At 59.0% G+C, this 21,461-nt stretch carries 17 protein-coding genes; 7 read left to right on the plus strand and 10 right to left on the minus strand.

Annotated elements, in window-relative coordinates:
* Positions 1–12: 12 nt before the first annotated feature.
* Positions 13–1,203, minus strand: a complete 1,191-nt coding sequence (locus AB4Z38_RS05465) for an acyl-CoA dehydrogenase family protein (RefSeq protein ID WP_441428781.1) — start codon at positions 1,201–1,203, stop codon at positions 13–15.
* 478 nt (positions 1,204–1,681) lie between these two features.
* Here AB4Z38_RS05465 and AB4Z38_RS05470 point away from each other — a divergent pair, with 478 nt between their 5' ends.
* The 4 genes from AB4Z38_RS05470 (at position 1,682) to AB4Z38_RS05485 (ending at position 6,081) form a co-directional block, all read left to right on the plus strand.
* Positions 1,682–4,105: a LuxR C-terminal-related transcriptional regulator gene (locus AB4Z38_RS05470; RefSeq protein WP_441428782.1), complete on the plus strand. Its 2,424-nt coding sequence runs from the start codon at positions 1,682–1,684 to the stop codon at positions 4,103–4,105.
* A gap of 186 nt (positions 4,106–4,291) precedes the next feature.
* Complete coding sequence (locus AB4Z38_RS05475; protein WP_441428783.1) at positions 4,292–4,456, plus strand: hypothetical protein; 165 nt, start codon at positions 4,292–4,294, stop codon at positions 4,454–4,456.
* A 235-nt stretch (positions 4,457–4,691) separates the two neighbouring features.
* Positions 4,692–4,997, plus strand: a complete 306-nt coding sequence (locus AB4Z38_RS05480) for an antibiotic biosynthesis monooxygenase family protein (protein ID WP_441428784.1) — start codon at positions 4,692–4,694, stop codon at positions 4,995–4,997.
* Positions 4,998–5,253: 256 nt separating this feature from the next.
* Positions 5,254–6,081, plus strand: coding sequence for a winged helix-turn-helix transcriptional regulator (locus AB4Z38_RS05485; protein WP_441428785.1), 828 nt, complete (start codon positions 5,254–5,256; stop codon positions 6,079–6,081).
* 213 nt (positions 6,082–6,294) lie between these two features.
* On the opposite strand, the gene AB4Z38_RS05490 is transcribed toward AB4Z38_RS05485, so the two are convergent.
* Positions 6,295–6,483 (minus strand): hypothetical protein, encoded by a 189-nt coding sequence (locus AB4Z38_RS05490; protein WP_441428786.1) that lies wholly within the window; start codon positions 6,481–6,483, stop codon positions 6,295–6,297.
* A 441-nt stretch (positions 6,484–6,924) separates the two neighbouring features.
* Here AB4Z38_RS05490 and AB4Z38_RS05495 point away from each other — a divergent pair, with 441 nt between their 5' ends.
* Positions 6,925–7,047: a transposase gene (locus AB4Z38_RS05495; RefSeq protein ID WP_441428925.1), complete on the plus strand. Its 123-nt coding sequence runs from the start codon at positions 6,925–6,927 to the stop codon at positions 7,045–7,047.
* A gap of 223 nt (positions 7,048–7,270) precedes the next feature.
* Complete coding sequence (locus tag AB4Z38_RS05500; protein WP_441428787.1) at positions 7,271–7,507, plus strand: IS3 family transposase; 237 nt, start codon at positions 7,271–7,273, stop codon at positions 7,505–7,507.
* A gap of 66 nt (positions 7,508–7,573) precedes the next feature.
* On the opposite strand, the gene purU is transcribed toward AB4Z38_RS05500, so the two are convergent.
* From purU to AB4Z38_RS05535, 7 genes are all read right to left on the minus strand, one after another.
* Positions 7,574–8,494: a formyltetrahydrofolate deformylase gene (gene purU / locus AB4Z38_RS05505; protein ID WP_441428788.1), complete on the minus strand. Its 921-nt coding sequence runs from the start codon at positions 8,492–8,494 to the stop codon at positions 7,574–7,576.
* 75 nt (positions 8,495–8,569) lie between these two features.
* A complete protein-coding gene (locus AB4Z38_RS05510) occupies positions 8,570–9,928 on the minus strand; it encodes a hypothetical protein (RefSeq protein ID WP_441428789.1) in 1,359 nt (452 codons plus the stop codon).
* A gap of 102 nt (positions 9,929–10,030) precedes the next feature.
* Positions 10,031–10,969, minus strand: coding sequence for an SDR family oxidoreductase (locus AB4Z38_RS05515; RefSeq protein ID WP_441428790.1), 939 nt, complete (start codon positions 10,967–10,969; stop codon positions 10,031–10,033).
* Between the two features lie 527 nt (positions 10,970–11,496).
* The gene (locus tag AB4Z38_RS05520) at positions 11,497–12,702 is read right to left on the minus strand and encodes a VOC family protein (RefSeq protein ID WP_441428791.1); all 1,206 of its coding nucleotides are present in this window, start codon (positions 12,700–12,702) and stop codon (positions 11,497–11,499) included.
* 72 nt (positions 12,703–12,774) lie between these two features.
* On the minus strand, positions 12,775–13,785 hold the full coding sequence (locus AB4Z38_RS05525) for a fumarylacetoacetate hydrolase family protein (RefSeq protein WP_441428792.1): 1,011 nt from the start codon (positions 13,783–13,785) through the stop codon (positions 12,775–12,777).
* Positions 13,786–14,102: 317 nt separating this feature from the next.
* Positions 14,103–14,240, minus strand: a complete 138-nt coding sequence (locus tag AB4Z38_RS05530; protein ID WP_441428793.1) for a hypothetical protein — start codon at positions 14,238–14,240, stop codon at positions 14,103–14,105.
* A 66-nt stretch (positions 14,241–14,306) separates the two neighbouring features.
* Positions 14,307–15,746 carry an aldehyde dehydrogenase gene (locus tag AB4Z38_RS05535; protein WP_441428794.1) on the minus strand — a complete coding sequence of 480 codons (1,440 nt, stop codon included), beginning with the start codon at positions 15,744–15,746 and terminating at the stop codon, positions 14,307–14,309.
* Positions 15,747–16,692: 946 nt separating this feature from the next.
* Between AB4Z38_RS05535 and AB4Z38_RS05540 the strand changes: the two genes are divergently transcribed.
* On the plus strand, positions 16,693–19,140 hold the full coding sequence (locus AB4Z38_RS05540) for a LuxR C-terminal-related transcriptional regulator (RefSeq protein WP_441428795.1): 2,448 nt from the start codon (positions 16,693–16,695) through the stop codon (positions 19,138–19,140).
* Positions 19,141–19,608: 468 nt separating this feature from the next.
* Here the strand turns inward: AB4Z38_RS05540 and AB4Z38_RS05545 are convergent, their stop codons facing one another.
* On the minus strand, positions 19,609–20,883 hold the full coding sequence (locus tag AB4Z38_RS05545; RefSeq protein WP_441428796.1) for an MFS transporter: 1,275 nt from the start codon (positions 20,881–20,883) through the stop codon (positions 19,609–19,611).
* Between the last annotated feature and the right edge of the window lie 578 nt (positions 20,884–21,461).

Raw genomic sequence — 21,461 nt, forward strand, 5'->3', positions numbered from 1 at the left:
CTGTGCCCTGCCTTAGAGGTTGATGGTCGGCTCGAGGCCCATCAGGACCCGGCCGTAGGCTTCTTTGCCGATTTCGGGGGTGACGAAGGCGTGTCGGGCCGCGATTTCGGAGTCCCGCCAGATCTGGTTCAGGACGTTGGCCTCGGCGAATGAGCCTGCGCCGTTGGCGGTCATCAGCGCATCGATTGCCTGCCCGATCAGCTCGGCGATGACGCCGGTGTCATTGCGGATCCGGGCCCGGGTCTGCAGATCCAGCAGCGTGCGGGTGTCGGCTGCAGTGTCGATGTCCAGGCACATCCGGTTCAGCAGCAAGTCCGCGATGTGCAGGTTGCTGGCCGCCTTCGCGACTCCGAGCTGATGCGTGGGGGAATTCTTCGCGTTATCGTACATGGTGTAGGCCACCGGCTTCCCGGGGAGTTTAGCCAGTGTGATTTCCAGTGCGTGCCGGGCCAGGCCGATCTGCGGTGCGATCAGGATCGCGGCAGCGACGGCGTTGAAGGCAACGTTCGCCATCCGGTCGTCCTTGAACGGGCTGAGGAAATTCGAGCTGAGCATGTTGCTCAGGCGCTGCACCCGGTACTCGGGCACGAAGTGGTCCTCCACCACGATCGTGTCGCTGCCAGTGCCCTTCATCCCGGCGACGAACCACGTTGGCTCAATGGTCCACGCCTCTGCCGGAACCAGGGCCAGCGCCATGGGATCGTCACCATCGAGCAGGACACCCAGGGTGGCCCAATCAGCGGCGAAGGAACCCGAGGAGTACGGCCACCGGCCACTGATCAGATAACCACCCTCGACCCGCTCACTCTTACTACCCGGGCTAAAGGTACCCGCCACCTTGGCCGACGGATTCTGCCCGAACACTTCCTCCTGGGCCTGCTCGGAAAATGTCGAGGCGAAACCGGTGCCGACCATCATCAGCGTCGTGACCCACCCGGTGGAACCATCACCACGGGAAACTTCCTTCGTCACCTCCACAGCAGTACGCAACGTGGCCCCAAAGCCCCCGTAGCGCTTGGGCACAAGCATCCGAAAAAGTCCGGCCTCCTCCAAAGCCGAAACCACCTCCGGAGCCACCCGGCGCGCCTCCGAACCCTGCCCGGCAAACTCCCGGATCAGTGGCACCAAATCAGTGGCACGACCCACCAACTCAGCATCGGAAACATGGATATCTGACGATTCGGCGATTGACGTCGCTGTCATGGTGCCTCTTTCATAGTGGGATGTGTTGATGGATAGTCCACCCAAGCGAACTGGGCTGCCATGCCCTTATCAGGCCTCATTCTTAGGTGAGGGTGACATGGCGAGAGTCCAGTCCACTGAGGTCGGGATTAGGAACTTCAGTACGTCGGACAACGGATCGGAGCCAATTCCTTGACTTCTGAATCAAGGCAGTCCGGCCAGAGCTGCTCCGCAGACCAGCGGTCCGAGAGGACAGGGAGACCGCCGGAACCTTGGTCCGCAACGGGTAACCGGATGGCGGTGCAGTTGTCGGCATCCGAACGTCCGACTTCCCGCTGGCAAGGCGTTGTCGATATGCCTCTGCGTTTCATCGTCGTTCCTCTCGAAGTTGCTCCGAAGTGCTTCTGACTGCGTTCAGTCTGGTCTCCACGTAGCAAAGAAAAACGGGTCAGATGACCCCTTTGACTACCTGTATTGTTTTCTGCATCACAGGAGGGTCATGGGTACCGAAGCACTGGTCAACCGTTCCTACGGCGGCCATAATCTGACGAGCTTTATCGGACGACGCCACGAAGTGGCCGAGGCGCGTGAGCTCATGTCACGTTCCCGGCTTTTGACGCTGGTTGGTCCCGGGGGCGTAGGCAAAACGCGGCTGGCGATGGAACTGTCCTCACGGTCGAGGAAGGCCTTTAGCGACGGCGTCTGGATAGTCGAGCTCGCAGCCCTCGAGGACGGTTCCCTGGTCGGATCCCAGATCGCCGCTGCGCTCAGGCTCCCTGACCAGTCCAACCGTTCCCCCGTCGACAGGATCGCGGACTACGTCCTGGAGCGCCATGTCCTCCTTGTTCTGGACAACTGTGAACATCTTCTGGACGCTGTGTCCGCACTTGCCGCAAGGCTCCTTGATTACGCCCCAAAACTCCAGGTGCTGGCAACAAGCCGGGAGCCTCTGGGCATCTTGGGAGAGCAAGTTTACAAAGTGCCACCACTCGCCGCGCCCGACGAATCGGCAACGGGAGCCGGTGCAATCGAAGCCTTCGAGTCTGTGCGGCTGCTGGTGGACCGGGCGCGCAGCGTCGACCCTGAATTCGAAATTACCGAGGCCAACCGGACCGCGGCCGCCCAGCTGTGCCAACGGCTCGACGGGATCCCGCTCGCCATCGAACTGGCGGCAGCCCGGCTGCGTTCCGTGTCCGTCATTCAGCTTGTTGAGCGGCTCGACCGTCGCTTCGACGTTCTTACAGGCGGAAGCCGGGCTGCGATACCCCGGCAGCAGACCCTCAGGGCGCTCATCGATTGGAGCTACGAACTCTGCAGCCCTGACGAGCAGCTGTTGTGGGCCCGCATCGCTGTATTCCCAGCCGGGTTCGATGTCGAGGCCGCCGAAGAGGTCTGCGGCTTCGGCCAGATCGGCCGTGGGGATGTCCTCGACCTGGTAGATCATCTGGTCGCGAAGTCACTCGTCGTCGTCGAAAATCAGAAAGAACCCCATGCGTTGGGTGAGAGGCGGCGGTATCGTCAGCTGATGACCTTCCGTGAGTATGGTGTTGAACTGCTTGATGCGATCGGCGAGTCATCTGAACTGCGCCGTCGCCAGCGCGACCACTACCTCTCCCGGGCAGCTGAAACGGTGGCGCTCTGGTGCGGGCCAGACCAGGCAATCCGGCTTGCTGCTGCCCGGCGAGAGCACGCGAACATTCTTTCTGCCCTGGACTGGTCAGCATCCACACCCGGAGAGGAAGTTGCAGGCATGCGCCTCGCAGGCCTGCTCAGGTATCACTGGATCGCCGGTGGCAACCTCAGCGACGGCCGGCGCTGGCTCGACCGCATGCTCCAGCTGGCAACCGAGCCCAGCAAAGAACGGGGCGAGGCACTTTGGGTTGCTGCGTGGGTATGCCTGCTCCAAGGCGACAGGAAACCTGCGCAGCGATATCTCACTGAGTGCCGCGCCATCGCAAACCAACTGGGTGACCAGGTGTTGGCCGCCCATGCGGATCATTGGGAAGCGCTAGGCGAGGTCTTAGAGGGCCACCTCGAGCGCGCCATGGAACTCTTTCAATCAGCGATTATCGTCCATCGCAGAATCGGTGATACGGCCTCTGCACTTACTGCACTGTTCCTTCTCGCCTGGGCCCAGATGTATGCCGGTAGAACAGAACAAGCCCTCGCTTCCTGCCTTGAAGTGCTAGGGGAAAGCGGCAAGCATGGCGAACGGTGGAGTCACGCATACGGATACGCCGTCATGGGACTCTGCCAATGGCACCTTGGCGAGCTAGACGCTGCTCGGCAGTCACAGATCGCCGCACTCGAGATTCAACGCGATTTTCTGGATGGGCTTTGCATTGCCCTGACAATCGAGCAAATGTCGTGGACGGCTGCCTCCAGTAGGCGCTATGAGTCTGCAGCCATTCTCTTTCATGCAGCCCAGGCGGTGTGGAAGGGAATCGGCACGACCATCTCCGCATTCGGGCCGCTCGAGACCGATTTCGAACAGATTTCCGCCCAGGTTCGGAGAGAACTTGGAGAGTCGCGATTTGAGGCCATCCTCAAGGGCCGCCCTGCGCTCTCTCTGGAGCAGGCCCTTGACTTGGCGTTGACTGCCGCACGAACAGCATACGTCTCACCTGCGGTCGAGGGGTCTTCGGGTGCACGAGGACGCACGGGCCAAGGCACTGCGAGGATGGAGTCCTTAGCCGCTTACCGCGATCAAGGTGGCCCGGGGCTGACAAAACGGGAAGCCCAGGTCGCGGCACTCGTCGCCGAGGGTCGCAGCAACAAGGAAATAGCCGGAGTACTCGTGGTCTCCCCCCGCACGGTCGGCGGGCACGTTGAGCACATCCTGGCAAAACTCGGGTTCACTTCGCGCACGCAAATCGCATCGTGGGTTGTCAGCCGGGACCGTCAGTCTCTTCGCAGCCCCTGAACCAGGCAGCGTGAAGCAGAGGCCTTCGCGCTGATTGAGTCCGCATCGGCCGGCCCTTCTGAGGCCGGCAGCCCTCTTCATATATGCGGTGAGTATAAGAGAGGCTCCTTCTTGGTATTTGTGGAATACGGGTGGCGGGCGCAAGCTGGGAACATCCCAATTCGCCCACTCAATGAGGAGTACCTAATGGGCACCATCCGCACTTTCATTGACAAAATCGTCAGCCCGAGCTCTGACCCGGAGCATGGCGCAGAACCAGTACTCGCCGCTGTCACCTTCCATCCCTACGGCCCATCACTGCGTCTAGTGACCTACCCGTGGTCTGGGTGGTACCTCGAGGAAAGCGTGTAGGTCCGCTCGTTGCCCTCGATTACCAGTGCGCGGGCGAAGTCGCCAACGACTGGTCCTTTCCGAGTCGACGGCAAATTGGGCAGGGCCATGCACATGACGCATCATGTGTAAGAATTTAGGCGGCAGGCGCTACGTGCGGCAGCCAGACCCAACTTGGGCCTCACCCTTGGTCGCACCTCCCCCGATTGCGCAGCCGGCCAGCACAGCCAGGATCTAACCCGATGAGAGAGCCCCAATGATCTATGAGCATGCCGAACTCCACATCAATCCAACCACTGCCGGTCAGTTTCTGACCGACTTCACCGGGGTGCGACACTTGTTGCTCGCTGCAAGGGGATGCCACTCCGTTGAGCTGCTCCCAAGCATTGACAGCCCGGACACCTATCTTCTTAGGGTGGGTTGGAAGAGAATAGAAGACCACACCGAGACTTTCCGTGACACTTACCAAGCCAAGGAAGTGGCCCGGGTCCTGACCGCTCATTGCATTGCGCCACCACGCGTCATCCATTTTGAAGGCCAGGACGCATCGGCCATGCGTTAACCGCGAAGCAGAGCTGCCTGGCGATCACTGATATCACGCCATGACGTATGAAAATTGGCGTACGGCTGGCCGATAGGAATTGCCGCAACTCCAACCCCGGTGACAGGAAGACACGTAGGCTATTCCGCTCACCTCAGATCTCCCCGAGAAGACGGGCTATTTAATCTGGCGACTTTCGTCTGAATAGCCATTGGGAGGAGCCCTGCCGAGCCTAACCCAGCTGACAGGATGAATTTTCTCAACGACGAGGCCCGTAATGATCTATGAAAACATCGAACTTCGAGTCGACCCCGATGCCGCTGACCAGTTCATAGCAGACTTCACGGCAACGAGAGAGTTGCTGTTGGAGGCAGCCGTATGCAAAGAGGCCGGCCTTCTTCGAAACGTCCACAACCCTGACACGTACTTGCTCCGCTTGGGCTGGGACAGAATCGAAGACTATACCGAAACGTTTCCAGGCGCTTTCCAGCCAACGCTTTTGGCTCAGGTATTGCCTACTGACTTTGTCACACCTGTCCGGAACTTAGACTGCTCAGCGCGTCAGGAAAACGTTCGCGGTTCCGCTGCCTTAAGCGGCAACGTAACAACAGCTGGGAAGGAAGGAATCGCAGCCACGAATGCAATGTCGAGGGTCCGAGCCGTACTGGATTCCTTGGGCGAGGACCACAAAAGTTCGATGGAAGCAGAACACTTCCGATATTTCTGCGCCCAGCTCGAACATTACGGTTCCAGTCGTAACAATCCCATCGTGACCGTGATTGATCACGTGGGCAATTACTGGCGAAATTGGCTTCTCATGATCACACGCCCAGGCCCATACCGTCCCTCTACAATCAGGAAATTACTCGAAGCGTTGGATCCGTCGCATCCGATTTCGCAGCGCATGCTGACGCTGAACCTCCGGCTTCTGGAGCGGGACGGGCTAGTCGAGCGCAGGGTAATTGATGACGAACGGAGGCATGTCGAGTACTCCCTGACACCCCTGGGTTGGGGCTTATCAAACAAGCTGCTGTCCCTGATCGAATGGATAGATCAACATGCAGGGGAAATAGAAAAAGCCTCGGCATCCTACCGCAGCGATTGATCGTCGAGTTCTCACCTGGAAAATGCGTTTATGTCGGAGCAAACAGAGTGTTCGTCGTAAACGTCCCAAACTGTCGTCGCAGAGTACACGCGGAAGAGGATGGAGGTGACTTCACAAAATCCTGCAGTTTCCCCTGCATGATCGCGGCCGGGTCTGTAAGCGCCACTTAGAGGCCCACCGCCACGGCCGTGCCGGATGACCTGCCGCCAACGCTTAGACGGCAGCAACATGTTCCGCCTTCAGGTCCCCGAGTACCAGCGGGTGGACCACTTGGCTGGAAAGGCCCAGAAGCATGCGCACGAGAGTGGACCTACCGAGCCCTGGTTTGCCGAGGAAGAATAATGCCGACAATTTGGAAATCCGGTGGGCGCGCTGGAAATAGCTGATTGAATCGAAGCACACTGGTGCAACCGTTTCTAATGCCAGCCCAGCGACACCCCGCCCATCGGCGAGGATGTGCGCAGCTGAACGGCCACCATCGCACACCTGAACTTGGAGCCTCAATACTCCCGTACGGACATCCTCGGCACTATCTGACTACCGAAGGGGCGTCTACGAGGCCCGTGCGCTGGCCCTGTTTCGGAGGTGACCTGGACTTTTAGCCTGTGTGTCCCCTGCGGGACGCCTGTCCCGGGCTGAAAATGTGCTCGTGGTCGCCTGTTGGCGCCGTAGCTCTTTGGTTCGTTGAGGCCGTCATTTAGCCGGGTGTTGGGGATCACGCCGTGGGCTCTTCACCGGCAGCGGGAACGCCGACAAACGCCTCTGTTCCTCCTGAAGACCGGGGCCCGGTTGCGTGGGATGAGCACCAGAAGGCTTTGGCCGAAAACTCCCGGTTGATACGGGATCGGACCCGACACAGCGGCCGAGGTCCTGATAGTGGCAGGAGACAACCCCGAGCGCATCAGCTCCGAGGCAGCTTTCGCCAAACTCGCGGGCATGAGCCCTATCTCCACCGCTTCGGAATGACCCCCGGCCGGCACCGCCTAAACCGCGGCGGACACCCGGCAACTCAACGCAGCCTTCTACCGCACGGGGATCGTGAGGATGAAATGCCACGACCCCACCATCGCTAACGTCACCGGTAGAACCGCGGAAGGGAAATCCAAACTCGACATGATCCGCCTGCCTCAAGCGCTACGTCATCCGCGAGATCTATACCTGCTCAAACCCACGCCGGCGACCGGCGTGGTTGCGGGTTGACAAATATAGGAGCATCAACGCGGTCGCGGAGAACTTCTTCTCCCACCTCAAAACCGAGTTCTACCACCACCTCTTCGGTTCCCGGCTCGCTGCCCGGCCCGCCGTGATGGACTACATCGAGGGCAGGTACAACCGCCGCCGACCCAACAGCCGGGCCGGCGGCAGACCACCAATAACCGCCCACACCGCATACCATCTCAGCGTCCAGAAACCCCTGGGCGCCTAACCAATAACAACGAAAACTATCTCAAAAACTCGACGAGCGTTACTGGCGGGATGCAGGCTACCGGGATTAGAAGACGACGGTATGGTTGCCATGCCGGAGAATGCGGTCGTCGCAGTGCCACGCGACCGCCCTGGTGAGCACGCGCCGTTCCACGTCAGCGCCCTTCCTCATCAGCTCCTGAACGGAATCTGCATGGTCTACGCGGATAGCGTCCTGCTCGATGATAGGTCCCTCATCGAGGTCGGCCGTGACGTAGTGGGCGGTTGCGCCGATCATCTTCACTCCTCGGTCTTTTGCCTTTTGATAGGGGCCTGCTCCAATAAAGGCAGGGAGGAACGAATGATGAATGTTGATCATTGGGACGCCGACATCTTGAAGAAACTTGTCGGAGATGATCTGCATGTACCGGGCGAGCACAATGAGGTCGACGTTTCCGCGCAGCAGTTCTAGCTGAGTCTTCTCCATAGCGCTTTTGTCCTGCGCGTTCGAAGGGACGTGAACGAAGGGAATGCCGAAGTAGCGAACATCCTCTGCAAGATCTGAATGGTTTGAAATCACCATGGCAATGTCAATCTGCAGTTCACCGCTTCGTTGCTTCCACAGCAGGTCAAGTAAGCAATGGTCGGTCTTGGACACGAAAATCGCGACGCGTTTTCGTTGTGCAGCGCTGGTGAGCTGCCACTCTGCGCCGTAGGGAGTCTCGATTTTCGCCCTTATCTGTTCCTCCAACTCGGCGCGTTTGGCGCTGAAGTGCTCAAGGTGGAACTCGCTGCGTTGGAAGAACACGCCGCCCGTGGGATCGGTCGAATGCTGGTTCAGGGAGATGATGTTCGCGCCGAAGTCCGTGAGGATACTGCTGACGGCGCTGACGATCCCCGGGCGATCTGGACACTGTATTAGGAGACGGCCTATCGTTTCTTTTTTCAGGAAAGTGGCGTCGGACGTTGATTTGGTCTCGGGCCGACGACTTATGGGCAAGGTTGTCATTCTTCTGCTCTCAACTTCTGGGCGTAGGAAACCGCGAGGCTTTGTCGCCCGGCAGGCCGGGCGACAAAGGTCTACTTATGGGACGGGTACGTTGGCCGGAACGGCACTGATGTCGTAGTCCTTGTTCGTCGGGAGGTCCAGGTACGGGAACCGCTCGACTGTTGCACGGATTGATTTGATTCGGGACCCATGATCACCCCAGTGCACGATGACTTCATTGCCGATGTGTGCCTGGTCCAGGTCCAGGGTCGTGTGCGAGATCATTTCGCGGTAGTAGTACGAGTACACAGCCAGCGATGAGACTCCAACCGGCTGACCGTCTTTGGTAACCATGTCAGCATGTCCACCAGCCGGGGATTGGGGTGTGGTTGGGAATTCGAAGTGTTTGTATTCTTCCCCGGCCTCGAACTGGGAGGCGAATACGTCGAGGATGTCTTCTTTGTTCCACTTCAGCACTACGGTTTTGCGCTGGGGATTGGCCGCCTCCGTCTCCAGCGCTGCACGGCCTATGAAGTCGTGGTCGAACTTCGCCATCCATCCCCAGTTCACCTCATATGGCGTCCTCAGCCGTGCCCTCATGTCAGCCGGGCTGAGGCTGCCCGGCAGACCTCCCGGCGTATTTGAGACCGGCGTCCCGGCACCAAAGACGGGGTGGGCGATGAATCCGGGGTCGGCGTAGGCCGCGGGCAGGAAGGTGCACCCTTGCTGGGGAAACCCGCCTTCCGTGTGGTTGACGACGTAGGTCCGCCAACCGAGGCGCTTTAGCCCGAAATGCTTGCCCGCTTGGTAAACGGCGTCGAAGACTGCAGGGCCTTGCTCGATGGGTCCCCGCAATTCATAGGCAAGGGTGCCGGACATCCCGATCCGGGACAGCTCAATTTCGACTGTTTCATCGATGCCAGGGACCTTGACCTTCTTGACGTCCAAGAAGTTGAGGCTCCGCACCTGGTCACCTAGAAACTGCTCTAGTACCTGAAGCGACGTGGGCCCGGCGACTTGGAACAGGAAAATGTTCCTGAGGCTGATATTGACGTCGATGCCCAGATCCGGTGCTTTATACATGGGCCAGGGCATGGATGCGAACTGGCGGAATGAGTCCTCGCTGTCCCGGACAGTCAGCGCGTGGTTGGCGATGAACCCGTTCTCATCCAGCATCACGAGATGCTTTGAGGTTCCGATCGGCCATTTGTAAACGTTGTTGATACTCAGCCGGGAAAGGAATTCCTGAGCATTAGGACCGCTGAAAGTTATTTCCGGTAGGCCGCTTAGATTAGAAGCGATGTAGGCGCCCTTTTTCCACGACAGCGATTCGGCCTTCCACCCATCCCCTTCCCATATGTGAAGACTGCCCAATACATTCAAATACGTTGGAACGTCCGGGTAGGCCGGCACGTCACTGATGGTTACACTCTGCGTTGCGTTGGTGTCTCCCACGATGAAACTTCTTTCTGTGATTTGAGCAGTTGGCTTGGCGCATAATTCGTTGAGTTCCAACGGGCTCAGGGGTTTGTTGGGGCGTGAGCGGGGAAGCTGGTATCAGGCTGTTTCTTCGATGAGGTCGTACCGCACAGCTTTCACGCGCTCCATGACGGATCGCAGCGTTTCGGGCTCCTGTCCCGTGATCTGCTTGATGTGTTGGGAGAGAACGGCTTGATATCCCTGTGCTACTGCCATGTCTGCTGTCACGAGCTCGTCGCTGGCCCATAGGTGCCCATCTGGATTTGGCGGCATGCTCGGGTCGTAGGTTCTGGGCATGCCTACCGAATCGAAGAAGGCCTGCCGCTCGGCCGGTGTCACCGGTGTATACGCAATGGGAGTGCCGTAGATCTCGGATCCGATCCGCGAAATATCGTCGTAGCTCAGTAGCTGGGGCCCGGTTATTTCATAGACAGCTCCTTCATGTTCCTGCGGATCCTGAAGTACGGCGGCGGCTGCCCTTGCCACGTCGGCCTTCGCCGCTGGTGCCAGGCAACCGGAGCCAGTCGCCATTTCCAACCGGCCAGTTGCAGCCGCCGGCGCGACTTGGATGCTGCTGACAATTTCGGAATAGAGGGCGTTGCGGAGAAAAGTGAAATTGAGACCTGAAGCCCGGAGATCGAGTTCCGTCTGATAGTGATCTTTGGCCGACATTGCCGGGTTGTTAGGCTGCACCCCGCTTACCGAGGTATAGACGATGTGGCGGATGCCTGCCTTTTGGGCGGCGGCGATGGCGTTGCGGTGCTCCGAAATCCTGCGTCCAAGGTTCAGTCCGCTAATGAGGAACAGCGTCTGAGCTCCAAGGTAGGCCGAATCCAGGGACTCACGGTCTTGATACTCCCCCTGCAGAACACGGATGCCCTCGGCTGCCCGATCGGACAGCTTCTCCGGCGTCCGGGTCACGAGAGTGAGATTTATGTTCGGGATGTTTTTCAACAAAAGCTTTGTTACGCGGCGCCCCAGGTCTCCTGAAGCTCCGCTGATTACTATCCGGCTCATGCCGTTTTCCTCTCAGAGGCACCTTGGCGCGTGCCAAGGGTTGATGAATGTTTACGCATTTCCAGGTCCTCTCCGTCGTTCGAAGGAGGCCAGGAAAACGCTGCCCACTTATGATTCGGGCCGGAGCAGGGTAGGAAGTGGCCCCGGCATAACCCCGAAAATTCTGGGTAGGGGCTGCCTCGTACCCGATTTCCAATGCGTCTGCGGGTAAAGCTGGTTTGAAGTCATTCGGTAGGCGGCTTCACCGATCAGCTGTTGAGGTTCCACCCAGACGGAGTAGCCTTCCACCGCCTCATACATGCTCCGCCGGTGGATTCCGTCGGCTGCGAGCCACAGAATTGAGGAGTCAGGCATGGCATCATCGACGACGCCGCACCTGATGGTTTGCTTTTGCCGGCGGACTTCAACGTATGCTCCGATAAGCCGATTCCAGTCCGGGTAATTTTCCAAGGTCGCTTCTTTCTCGGCCACGAGCTCCTGCTGCCTAGATGCCTCGCAGCCACAGGCGGAAGGCCAATTGAAAAATCTCAACCGACGGGTCCCCAGAATGTTTCTCCCCCGAAGGTGTCGGACAATGAAGTCAGAGTCTCTGGCCAGTTATCTGGGTCCACGGTCCGTCGCTCGGCCACGGGCCGTGTACTGCCATCCCATCCGATCTGCTCCATGTAGTAGTACAGCTGCATGACGTGCCCGTCCGGATCGACCGCATGGATCACGTAGTCGATGCCTGGGTGAATTTCTTGTGGCAGGTTAATTAGCTTCACTCCATGTTCGTCAAGGAAGGCTCGTGCCGCACGAAGCTGCTCATAGGAACCGAGCTGGATGCCGAAGGCTAGCAAGGTCGTATGTTCGCTGACCCCCAACCCCTTGCGGAGTTCCAGAGGGAACAGCCCGAGGCTATGGTGTTCCGTGTTGGCCCGCAGGAATACGACCCGGTGCCCGTTAACCGTGGTCTCCTCGCTTTTGGTGAGCCCCAGCCGCTCTGTGTAGAACTGCTCTGCCGCGGTCACGTCCTCGACAAAGATGCTGACAGGGCCGATGCGGACAGGTTTGAACGGCCGGGACAGAAGGACTCCGCCGACGTCAAAGGTCTTCGGCAGCTCATCCACCCACCGGTAGCCTGAGGTCAGATCTACTCCGTCAGCTTCAGCGGCGGCGAGTTCGGTTGCTTCGGACCTCGTCGGCAGCGATGGGTGTTCATTGGCCCAGGGCCACAGAACTTCGGGCTTGCTGCGGCCGTCCCAGCCGACCTGTTCAATTCCATATTCCAACTCGTTCGTGTGCCCAGTGGGGTCAGGAAAGTACGTGTGCCAATTGGATCCCGGGTCACGTCCATAGCGCTCGATCTTGTTGCCCAACGACTCGAGCCACAGGCGAGCCTCGACAACTTCACGCAGGCTCCCTACCTGCCAGGTGATTTGGTTGATAGTAAGGTCTCCACGTGCCGGAGAGTCCATGTGCTCAACCCACGGCCGGGGCATCAGGACGAAAGTGTGATGGTCGCTGTTGTGGCGGAGGAAATAGATGTTCGTGTCCGCAAGGCCATCGAGCCAGGGTCCTGAATCGTACTTCTGAAGGTCCAGGGCGTCCGCCTGATAAAACCCAAGCAGGCCTGAGTAGTACGCCAGGGAGGCACCCGTGTCCTCCACGCTGATGCCAAAGTGGTTAAGCCGGCGGATTTTAAAAGGACGGTCATAGAGGACACCGCCTACACTATGTTGCTTCTGGGTCATGTCATGTCTTCCTTGTGTGAATAGGGTGCACCTCGGCACATTTATGCGTGCCGGCATAATCTGGGCGAAGATTTATTTGGTAGCTTTGACAACTTGGTTCCGGAGTGTCCCCACGAGGCTGGAGGACACTTCGACAACATCTCCCGGCTTGACGAACAGCGTTTCTGGGTGCGATCCGTCTGCCTGCTGCTGGCTTGAATCAATGGCAGTTCCCTTGGGCGTACCGCTGCTGACAAGATCACCCGGATACAGTGTCGTGTCGGCCGACACATGCTGAATGAATGCAGCGAAGTCGTGCACCATCGATTTGGTGTTTCCGCTCTGCCTAATCTCGCCATTGACGCGGCATTCGATGGGGATGTCTTGAGGATCAAGCCCCTCCCCCACCACGATCCACGGACCAATGGTGGCAGAGGTGTCAAAGTTTTTTGAATGCATGAAATCAGGGCCGAACGAGACGTTGTCCCGAACAGACCAATCGTTGTGCAATGTGTAACCCCAGATGTATGGAAGCGCGTCATCGCTGGCTATGTCCCGGCCGCGCTTGCCAATTACAATGGCGATTTCCGCCTCATAGTCGAGGCGCTGTGTCCGCTGCGGGTAGCGCACTTCTTGTCCGTCAGTAGATACCGCGCGGTGGTCCTTTAGAAAGTACTTCGGCCCACCCTTGACGAGTCGGTCCAGGACTGCCGTAGTGTCTTCGGCCGAGCTGTTCTTGCTGGCGGCCTCCATGTGGTCATGAAAGTTGGCCAACGCGCAAAAGATACGCGCCTCTTTGGCAACCGGGGCGTGAAGTTCCACCTCCCCGAGCCTGAAGCAGAGTTGCTCGCCCCGAAGACCGCGGTCATCGTCTGTTTGGGACCACAGATGCTCGACAGCGTTGTTTGCTCCGTCGAGGGCACCTGCACCCTCAGAGATGAAGGCACTTAGCTCGAAAGGGACGTTCGCGTCCGCTTGCGCTTGGGGCCGGGCTAGGTCAGTGGTCTCTGCCAAATATTTGGCGTAGGCGGCATTGGCGTCGACCACCATTTCGTTCCGGATAATGCCAACCCGACGCTCAGGACCGAAAACTGCAACCTTCATATGTTCTCCTCATAAATTGCTGAACTGCACTGCATTGGGGTGCGGCTGAACCTGATGTTTCCTGCCAGTCAGCTACCTCTTCGCTAGGTGCCGGCATCCACGCCCACCTTGTCGAACAAGCCGGCATCACTGGGTGTCAGGCTGTAAATGGTCAAGCTTTGGATTTTTCCGTCTTTGATGGTGAAAAAGTCACCGAGCTTGAGAGGAACTCCGTTTGCGTCCAGGTCTATTTCCCCGCGACGTGCTGTCCGTTCACGATCGGCGGCCGAGGCGTTGGTGTCATGGCCCTGGAGCTAGTCCGTTTTCGTACATCCGCTTTATCGCATCATGCCTCGGACTGTCCCCGCGGCATTGATCAACTTGGCATCCGGCGCGAACAGTGCTGCTACCGCGCTGGCGGCTCCGGCCTTTACTCCGGCGAAGTATGCGTCAACGACCTCTGTCGGATTGGTCATGGTGTTCGAACTCCTTCTTCTGCAGTCCCTGCAGGGTGTGCATGTCATGGGTTCTAGGTGCCTTGCCTATGCAGACAGGTACCTGGAAGAGCCGTAAATCGATTTGTATTCGAGGTAGGCGTTGATACCCTCCGGGCCCAGTTCCCGGCCGATGCCGGAGTCTTTGAAACCGCCGAAGGGGGCCCCGAGGTCCAGGGTGTAGTAGTTCAGCCCGATCGTGCCGGTGCGTACCCGTCGTGCAACAGATAACGCCCGGTCTTCGTCCGCGCTCCAGACAGACCCTCCGAGGCCATAATTGCTGTCATTGGCTATCCGGATGGCATCCTCGTCATTTTCGAACGGGATGAGCGCCATGACCGGGCCGAAGACTTCCTCCCGGGCAAGACGGTCGTTGTTGTCGACATCAGCGAACACGGTTGGCTGGATAAACCACCCCTGTTCCAACTCGGCTGGACGACTGCCGCCCGTGACGAGTCGCGCGTTGGAATTTTTAGCTATGCCTATGTGACCCAAAACGCGATCGAGATGCCTTTCGGTGGCCATCGGACCCATTGTGACTGATGGATCGAGCGGGTTACCGAGCTTGTATGAGTCTGCGAAATTGGCGACCGCATCCACGACCTCTTCATATCGGGAACGCGCTATCAGGATGCGGGATTGAGTGGTGCACGTCTGGCTGTTGTTGAGGAACGAGGCGTTGTCCAGCCCAGACAGAAACGTTTCGATACTGCCGTCCTCGAGGAAGACCGCCGCGGATTTCCCACCAAGTTCAAGTGTGCTTCGGCGGATTAGACGTCCGCATTCTGCGCCGATGATCCTGCCGGCCTCCGTGGACCCAGTGAAGGCAATCTTGTCAACGAGTGGGTGCGACACGAGGGCAGCGCCAGCATCGCGGTCGCCAAGAACGATGTTGAGCACACCCTCGGGCAGGCCCGCTTCGCGGGCAGCATCAGCAAACATATAGGAATCAAGCGCGGTTTCCGGTGACGGTTTGAGCACAACAGTGCAGCCCGCGGCCAGGGCGGGCGCGATTTTGAACATGGCCAATGCCTGTGGGAAGTTCCAAGGTGCTATCGCACCGACCACGCCGACGGGCTCACGGCGGACTATGGTTGATCCTGCCTGGCTCGGCCGCACCTCTTCCAACAGTAAGTTCTCTATTACATCGGCATAGATCCTTAGAAGTGCTGCTGGGGCGCCGCCATTGAGCATTTGGGAAAGCCCGATAGGCATGCCGTTTTCCCGGCTGACGAGCACAGATGTGTCTTCGGCTCGCCGTTCAAGCGCTTCGGCAAACTTGCGTAGCGTCACCGCGCGCTCAGCGGCCGTACTTCTGCCCCAAGGACCATCATCGAGGGCGCGTCGCGCAGCTTTTACGGCTGCGTCAATATCCGCCTCAGAGCCCAGTGCGGCTACACCGATGATCTCACCCGTGGCTGCCTCTACCTGGTTTTGGGTTCGGCCTGTGCTCGGTTCCGCCCAGGCTCCATCAATGAAGAAGCGCATGCGATCGAGGTCGTTTGGTCGCTCAACAGTGAGTGACATGTGTTCTCCTACTTGTAGAAAGGTTTGGACTAAGGGCGTCAAAGGAAGCGCCCGGAGCGGCTTCAGGTGCGGCAGCGGTTTGTGTAAATCCGGCCCAGAGAGGCCGATTACCGACGTTCGCTCAACTGCTTTTGGCAAGGGTGAGGCGCTTGATCAGCGTCGCGGATCATAAAGGTATTGAACAAGAACACTTATATGGCAGCGTCCATTCTTCGGACCGCTTGGCCTAATGTTCAGCCGTCGAGCAGCTCCTGGCAGCGGTCCGTGGGACGGTGTGTACTTTTGTTGCAGAATGCCAGGGGTCTGGAGAGTGTCCTGCAACGCTCAGCTTTTGGGCCCACAGCTGCTGAATCTTGCTGGAAATTGTACTCAGGGTGGGTCGGCCAGCCGGGGTCTCGACCGGTACACAGGGCGTCGGCAATACTGGTTTTGAGCACTTTGACCATTGACGTCTCTGTCATGATGCCTCTCTCATAGGGAACGCTCCGCAGAACCGACAAGACGGGTTGGGTTGATCCTTGCCGCGTCAACGGCAGAGACGTCCCGAGACCAGGAGTCAGAGGTCGGATGTAGCTGAATGGGTCATGGTAGGAATTTTCGATATAGGAAGCTGGGGCATCGGCCACCGTTTCGGTGCATTCCGGCAGTCCGTCCCGGCTCCGGGACCGCGGACGGCTTTATCCGGACAGCTGGACCCTAAGGGTGGTGTGGTTTGCCGCCGCCTGGTTGCTTACTTCGAATCGGCATTGGGGTGTAAAGGTCCCGCTGCGTTTCATCGTTCTTCCCATCGAAGTTCCTGTTGCATCATCCTGTAACTGCTTCCAGTCTGATCGGCCTTTGCTTGAATAGAAACGGGTCAGATGACCCCATCTGATACCTGTATTGTTTTGTGCATCACAGGAGGATCATGAGTACTGATGCACCGATCAGCCGTTCCCATGAAGGGCACAATCTGACGAGCTTCATCGGACGACGCCGCGAACTCACCGAGGCACGCGAGTTGATGTCACGCTCGCGGCTTCTGACTTTGGTGGGCCCTGGCGGCGTCGGCAAGACGCGTCTGGCTGTGGAGCTGGCCTCACGATCCCGGAAGGTTTTCGGCGACGGCGTCTGGATAGTCGAGCTCGCTGAGCTCGAGGACGGCGCTCTGGTCGGATCGCAGATTGCGGCCGCCCTGCGGCTCCCGGATCAGTCCAATCGGTCATCCCTGCAAAGAATTGCCGACTTTGTCCAGGACCGGCACCTCCTTCTTGTTCTCGACAACTGTGAACACTTACTGGATGCGGTCTCGGTTTTGGCGGCCCGGCTTCTTGACCGCGCTGGGAAGTTGAGGATTGTCGCCACGAGCAGGGAGCCTCTTGGCATATTCGGGGAGCAGGTCTACAGCGTGCTCCCTCTTGCAGCTCCTATCGACTCGGCCTCGGAACGTGCGGCGATCGAAACCTTCGACTCCGTTCGCCTGCTGGTAGACCGGGCTCGGAGTGTTGACCCACACTTTGAAATAAACGAGAGTAACAGGCTGGCGGTGGCCCAGCTGTGCCAAAGGCTTGATGGGATCCCGCTCGCCATCGAACTGGCGGCCACCCGGCTACGCGCAATGTCCATCGTGCAACTCCTCGAGCGGCTTGACCGGCGCTTCGATTTGCTTACTGGGGGCAGTCGGGCGGCCATGCCACGGCAGCAGACCCTCAGGGCTCTCGTTGACTGGAGCTATGAACTCTGCAGTTTGGATGAGCGGCTGCTCTGGGCGCGGCTCTCAGTCTTCGCGGGCGGCTTCGATGTCGAGGCTGCCGAAGAGGTCTGCGGCTTCGGCCAGCTTACGCGCCACGGTGTGCTTGATCTGATTGACCATCTTGTTGCTAAGTCGCTGGTCATCGCAGAGGGAGTCTATGACACCCAAACAGGAGGCAGCGTCCGCGTTCGGTACCGGCAGCTCATGACATTCCGGGAGTACGGTACAGAGCTTCTTGAATCAATCGGGGAGACTACGGAAATTCGCCGACGTCAGCGGGACCACTATCTGGCCAGGGCCGCTGCCACGGTTGAACTTTGGTGTGGCCCGCACCAGGCGGAGCGGCTTATGGCAGCGCGTCGGGACCACGCAAACTTTCTTTCAGCGCTTGAATGGTCAGCCTCGACCGCCGGTGAGGAACGTGCGGGACTGCACCTTGCCGCCCTGCTGCGGTACCACTGGGCGGCGGGAGGAAACCTTGCCGACGGCAGACGGTGGCTCGACCGGATGCTTAAGTTGGCAACTGATCCTGGTCCTGAACGAGGCGGGGCCTTATGGGTTGCGGCCTGGATCTGCCTCGTGCAGGGTGACAGGGAACCAGCGCGCCGCCATATCGCAGAATGCCGCGTGATTGCAGAGAACCTGAAGGATCCGGCACTGGCGGCGCAGGCGGATCATTGGGAGGCCCTATATGAGGTATTCGAGGGTCACGTGGAGCAGGCTGTGGAGCTTTTTGCGGCGGCTATTTCCGTCCACCGCCAAGTCGGCGATACCGCGTGGGTACTCTATGCATCGTTCCTTCTCGCGTGGACGCAAATGTATGCTGGCCGGATAGAGGAAGCCCTCGCTACCTGCCGCGAGGTTTTAGAAGTAAGCAATACTTATGGCGAACGTTGGGCCCGCTCCTATGGCAACGCAGTCATGGGCCTGTGTCAGTGGCACATTGGGGACCTGAACGCAGCGCGACAGTCGCAGATCGCTGCACTTGAAACGCAACGTGATTTCCCCGATGGTCTTTGCATCGCTCTGACGATAGAGCAGATGTCCTGGACAGCTGCCTCCAATGGGCACTACGAATCTGCAGCTGTTCTCTATCATGCAGCCCAGGCTGTATGGCGTGGAATCGGCACCGCAATTTCGGCGTTCGGTCCAGTTGTAAGGGACTTCGAGCAGATGGCGGCCCAGGTACGGCGCGAGCTCGGAGCCACTGAATTCGATGCAATTCTTGCTGGCCGCCCTGAACCATCGCAAGAGCAAGCAATTGAGCTCGCACTAAGCGCGGCACGCACGGGATACGCCTCCGTAGATGCCATGATGCCCTCCACACAGGGAAGCGTCGGGCACCGTAACGCGGGGGTGGGGTTCCTGGGGCTCTACGAAGAGCAGGCGGATACTGCACTTACTAAGCGGGAAGCTCAAATTTCCGCTCTGATTGCCGAGGGCCGAAGCAACAAGGACATCGCTGCCGAACTCGTAGTGTCACCCAGAACGATAGGGGGCCATGTTGAGCGCATTTTGGCGAAACTCGGTTTCAACTCCCGCACTCAAATTGCCTCGTGGGTTTCCGGTCACGCTAGCGAAAGACTGGCCAAGGGGACGAATGATTCATCGAATGAACAATAACAGCTAATCATTTTCCTCAATAGGCCGCCCTGCCCCCTGGCGTCCTGGGACGGACAGCGCGGAAGACAGTTCGGAGACCTGGGCCGCCGGCTAGGCCGGTCCGCAAGGGGTTTCACGTCGTCCTTTGACAATGAACTTCCAGCGTTTGCTACCAAGAACCGCAGGTTTCAGGCGCCGGTACCTTCTGGACCTGCAGGACTTCGTCGCCTGCAAACAGCTGGGACGTCGTCATCACCGGCGAAGGCATCATGAACGAACAGATACTTCTCCGGTACACCGCCGATCGTCGCTGTGGCCGGTCGCTCACTCCCGGCCCAGGACCGGTGGTCCGGGACGGCCGGGCCGAAATGATAGGGCGAGGACGCACGTTGCAAGGAGCGACTGCTTTGGCCCGTCTGCGGCCGCAAGCGTAAAAAGAAGAGCGCCCCCAGGCGCAGTGTTCAGCCGGGGGACGCTCTGCTCCTGTCACTACTCGACGGGGACCGCGGTCTTGATCTCCCCTTGAGTCTTGTCCTTTTTGCGACGACCAGGCACAAGCAGCGCGACCAGGCTGATCAAGCCGATGGCCACGACCAGGGCCGACACGTAAACCGGGTCGTTACCACCGCGGACTGCCAGCAGGGTGGTGGCCGCGAGAGGAATGAGACCGCCGCCCAGGGTAGCGGACACCTGGTAGGCCAGGGAAGCGCCGGTGTAGCGGGATTCGGCACCGAACATCTCTGAAATGTATGCGGCGGTGGGCCCGTAAACCATGGCTTGGAGAATTGGGTTGCCGATCAGGAAGGCTAGGAAGAGCAGCAGGAGGTTGTCTGCAGCGACCATCAACCAGATGGGGTGAATCATGATGATCATCCCGATCACGCCCGTCACCATGACCTTGCGACGGCCGATCCTGTCAGAGAGGGCTGCGAACATCGGGATCGTGAACACATGGATCACTTGGGTCCCGAGGCTGATCCAGAGAACCTCGGATCGGTTGTGGCCTGCAGCGATGGCGTACGGCATGGCAAAGGTGGCCAGCAGGGACTGGACGGCGAAAGCCATGATCGTTCCTAGACATGCGATGACGACGGCGCGCGGATATTTGGTAATCACCTCGAGGAGAGGGTTTCGCCGGCGCTCCTGAGACAAGGCTGCCTGGAGCTGAGCTTCGAGGAAGACCGGTGATTCGGCGACCTTGAGGCGGACGAACAGTCCGATGGCCACAAGAACGGCGCTGAGAAGGAAAGGCACTCGCCAGCCCCAGCTCATGAACGCTTCCTCGGGCATCATGCTGCACAGGCTAAACACGACGGTCGCCAAGGCGGCGCCGGCGGGACCACCCATGTTAGCGAAGCTGGCGGAGAACCCGCGGCGTTCCCGCGTCGAGTGCTCCATGGCCATCAATGCCGCTCCTCCCCACTCCCCGCCGACGGCTATGCCCTGGATCACGCGCAGGGTGATCAGCAGGAGGGGTGCAAGCTGACCAATTGCTGCCTGGGTCGGGATCAGCCCGATGCAGAAGCTCGCGCCACCCATCATGAGCATCGTCAGGACGAGCATCTTCTTTCGTCCGAGGCGATCTCCGAAGGGGCCGAAGATCAAGCCGCCCAGCGGCCTGGCCAGATATCCAACAGCCAACGTCGCGAAAGATGCGATCATCCCCATTGCTGGCGACAGATTTGCGAAGTAGAGCGGGGCAAACACGAGGCTGGCGGCCAGGCCGTAAAGAAGGAAATCGTAGAATTCGATAGCGGTTCCCATAAAACTCGAAAATAGTACCGATTTCATTCGGCCGGGTGTTTTGACTGACATTAAAGCTCCTGAATTGATGTGGGTTGTACCGCCGCGCTGAAACGGTATCCTTTGGATCCCAAGTGCACCGTCGTGCAGATCGCATCCGAACACTGAGGGATCCGGAACATGGGGTCATTTCAATGGGCTTCCTCCATTCCTTTGGTGAGTGGCTTGTCCCAAAGTTGTTCGGGCAATTTCGAAAGACCATCCCTGAAACGTCGCTCGAATTCGAAGGCGGCGCGATGGACACGAATGTCGACCCAGCGCGCAAGGGAAGCGCTTATATATTGGATCTTCGCTCCTCAACCTGGCGCCGAAGATGTGGCTTGGAATCGCTCGGCGCCTACGCTGGCTGAGCGGCCCCACTATGGAATCCGGCACGTGATGGTCCGGCTCTTACTGATGCCGTGCTCGCCCTGAGCCTTAACGCGACGGTACGGGGCGAGCCACGTGCGTTCTTCAAGTCCGTCTCGGCTGGTCAGTAGGCCATTAGTAGGATCTGGTCCCGGTCGTAGTCCAAACCTGGATGTATTTCCCTCAAGTGT

The organism is Arthrobacter sp. 2RAF6 (genome assembly GCF_052115205.1).
GTDB lineage: Bacteria > Actinomycetota > Actinomycetes > Actinomycetales > Micrococcaceae > Arthrobacter.

Coding starts and splice junctions, on each gene's coding strand:
- AB4Z38_RS05465 (WP_441428781.1), bottom strand. CDS start 1,203: ATGACAGCGACGTCAATCGCCGAATCGTCAGATATCCATGTTTCCGAT.
- AB4Z38_RS05530 (WP_441428793.1), bottom strand. CDS start 14,240: ATGACCAATCCGACAGAGGTCGTTGACGCATACTTCGCCGGAGTAAAG.
- AB4Z38_RS05540 (WP_441428795.1), top strand. CDS start 16,693: ATGAGTACTGATGCACCGATCAGCCGTTCCCATGAAGGGCACAATCTG.
- purU (WP_441428788.1), bottom strand. CDS start 8,494: ATGACAACCTTGCCCATAAGTCGTCGGCCCGAGACCAAATCAACGTCC.
- AB4Z38_RS05535 (WP_441428794.1), bottom strand. CDS start 15,746: ATGCGCTTCTTCATTGATGGAGCCTGGGCGGAACCGAGCACAGGCCGA.
- AB4Z38_RS05475 (WP_441428783.1), top strand. CDS start 4,292: ATGGGCACCATCCGCACTTTCATTGACAAAATCGTCAGCCCGAGCTCT.
- AB4Z38_RS05515 (WP_441428790.1), bottom strand. CDS start 10,969: ATGAGCCGGATAGTAATCAGCGGAGCTTCAGGAGACCTGGGGCGCCGC.
- AB4Z38_RS05525 (WP_441428792.1), bottom strand. CDS start 13,785: ATGAAGGTTGCAGTTTTCGGTCCTGAGCGTCGGGTTGGCATTATCCGG.
- AB4Z38_RS05480 (WP_441428784.1), top strand. CDS start 4,692: ATGATCTATGAGCATGCCGAACTCCACATCAATCCAACCACTGCCGGT.
- AB4Z38_RS05545 (WP_441428796.1), bottom strand. CDS start 20,883: ATGGGAACCGCTATCGAATTCTACGATTTCCTTCTTTACGGCCTGGCC.
- AB4Z38_RS05520 (WP_441428791.1), bottom strand. CDS start 12,702: ATGACCCAGAAGCAACATAGTGTAGGCGGTGTCCTCTATGACCGTCCT.
- AB4Z38_RS05485 (WP_441428785.1), top strand. CDS start 5,254: ATGATCTATGAAAACATCGAACTTCGAGTCGACCCCGATGCCGCTGAC.
- AB4Z38_RS05470 (WP_441428782.1), top strand. CDS start 1,682: ATGGGTACCGAAGCACTGGTCAACCGTTCCTACGGCGGCCATAATCTG.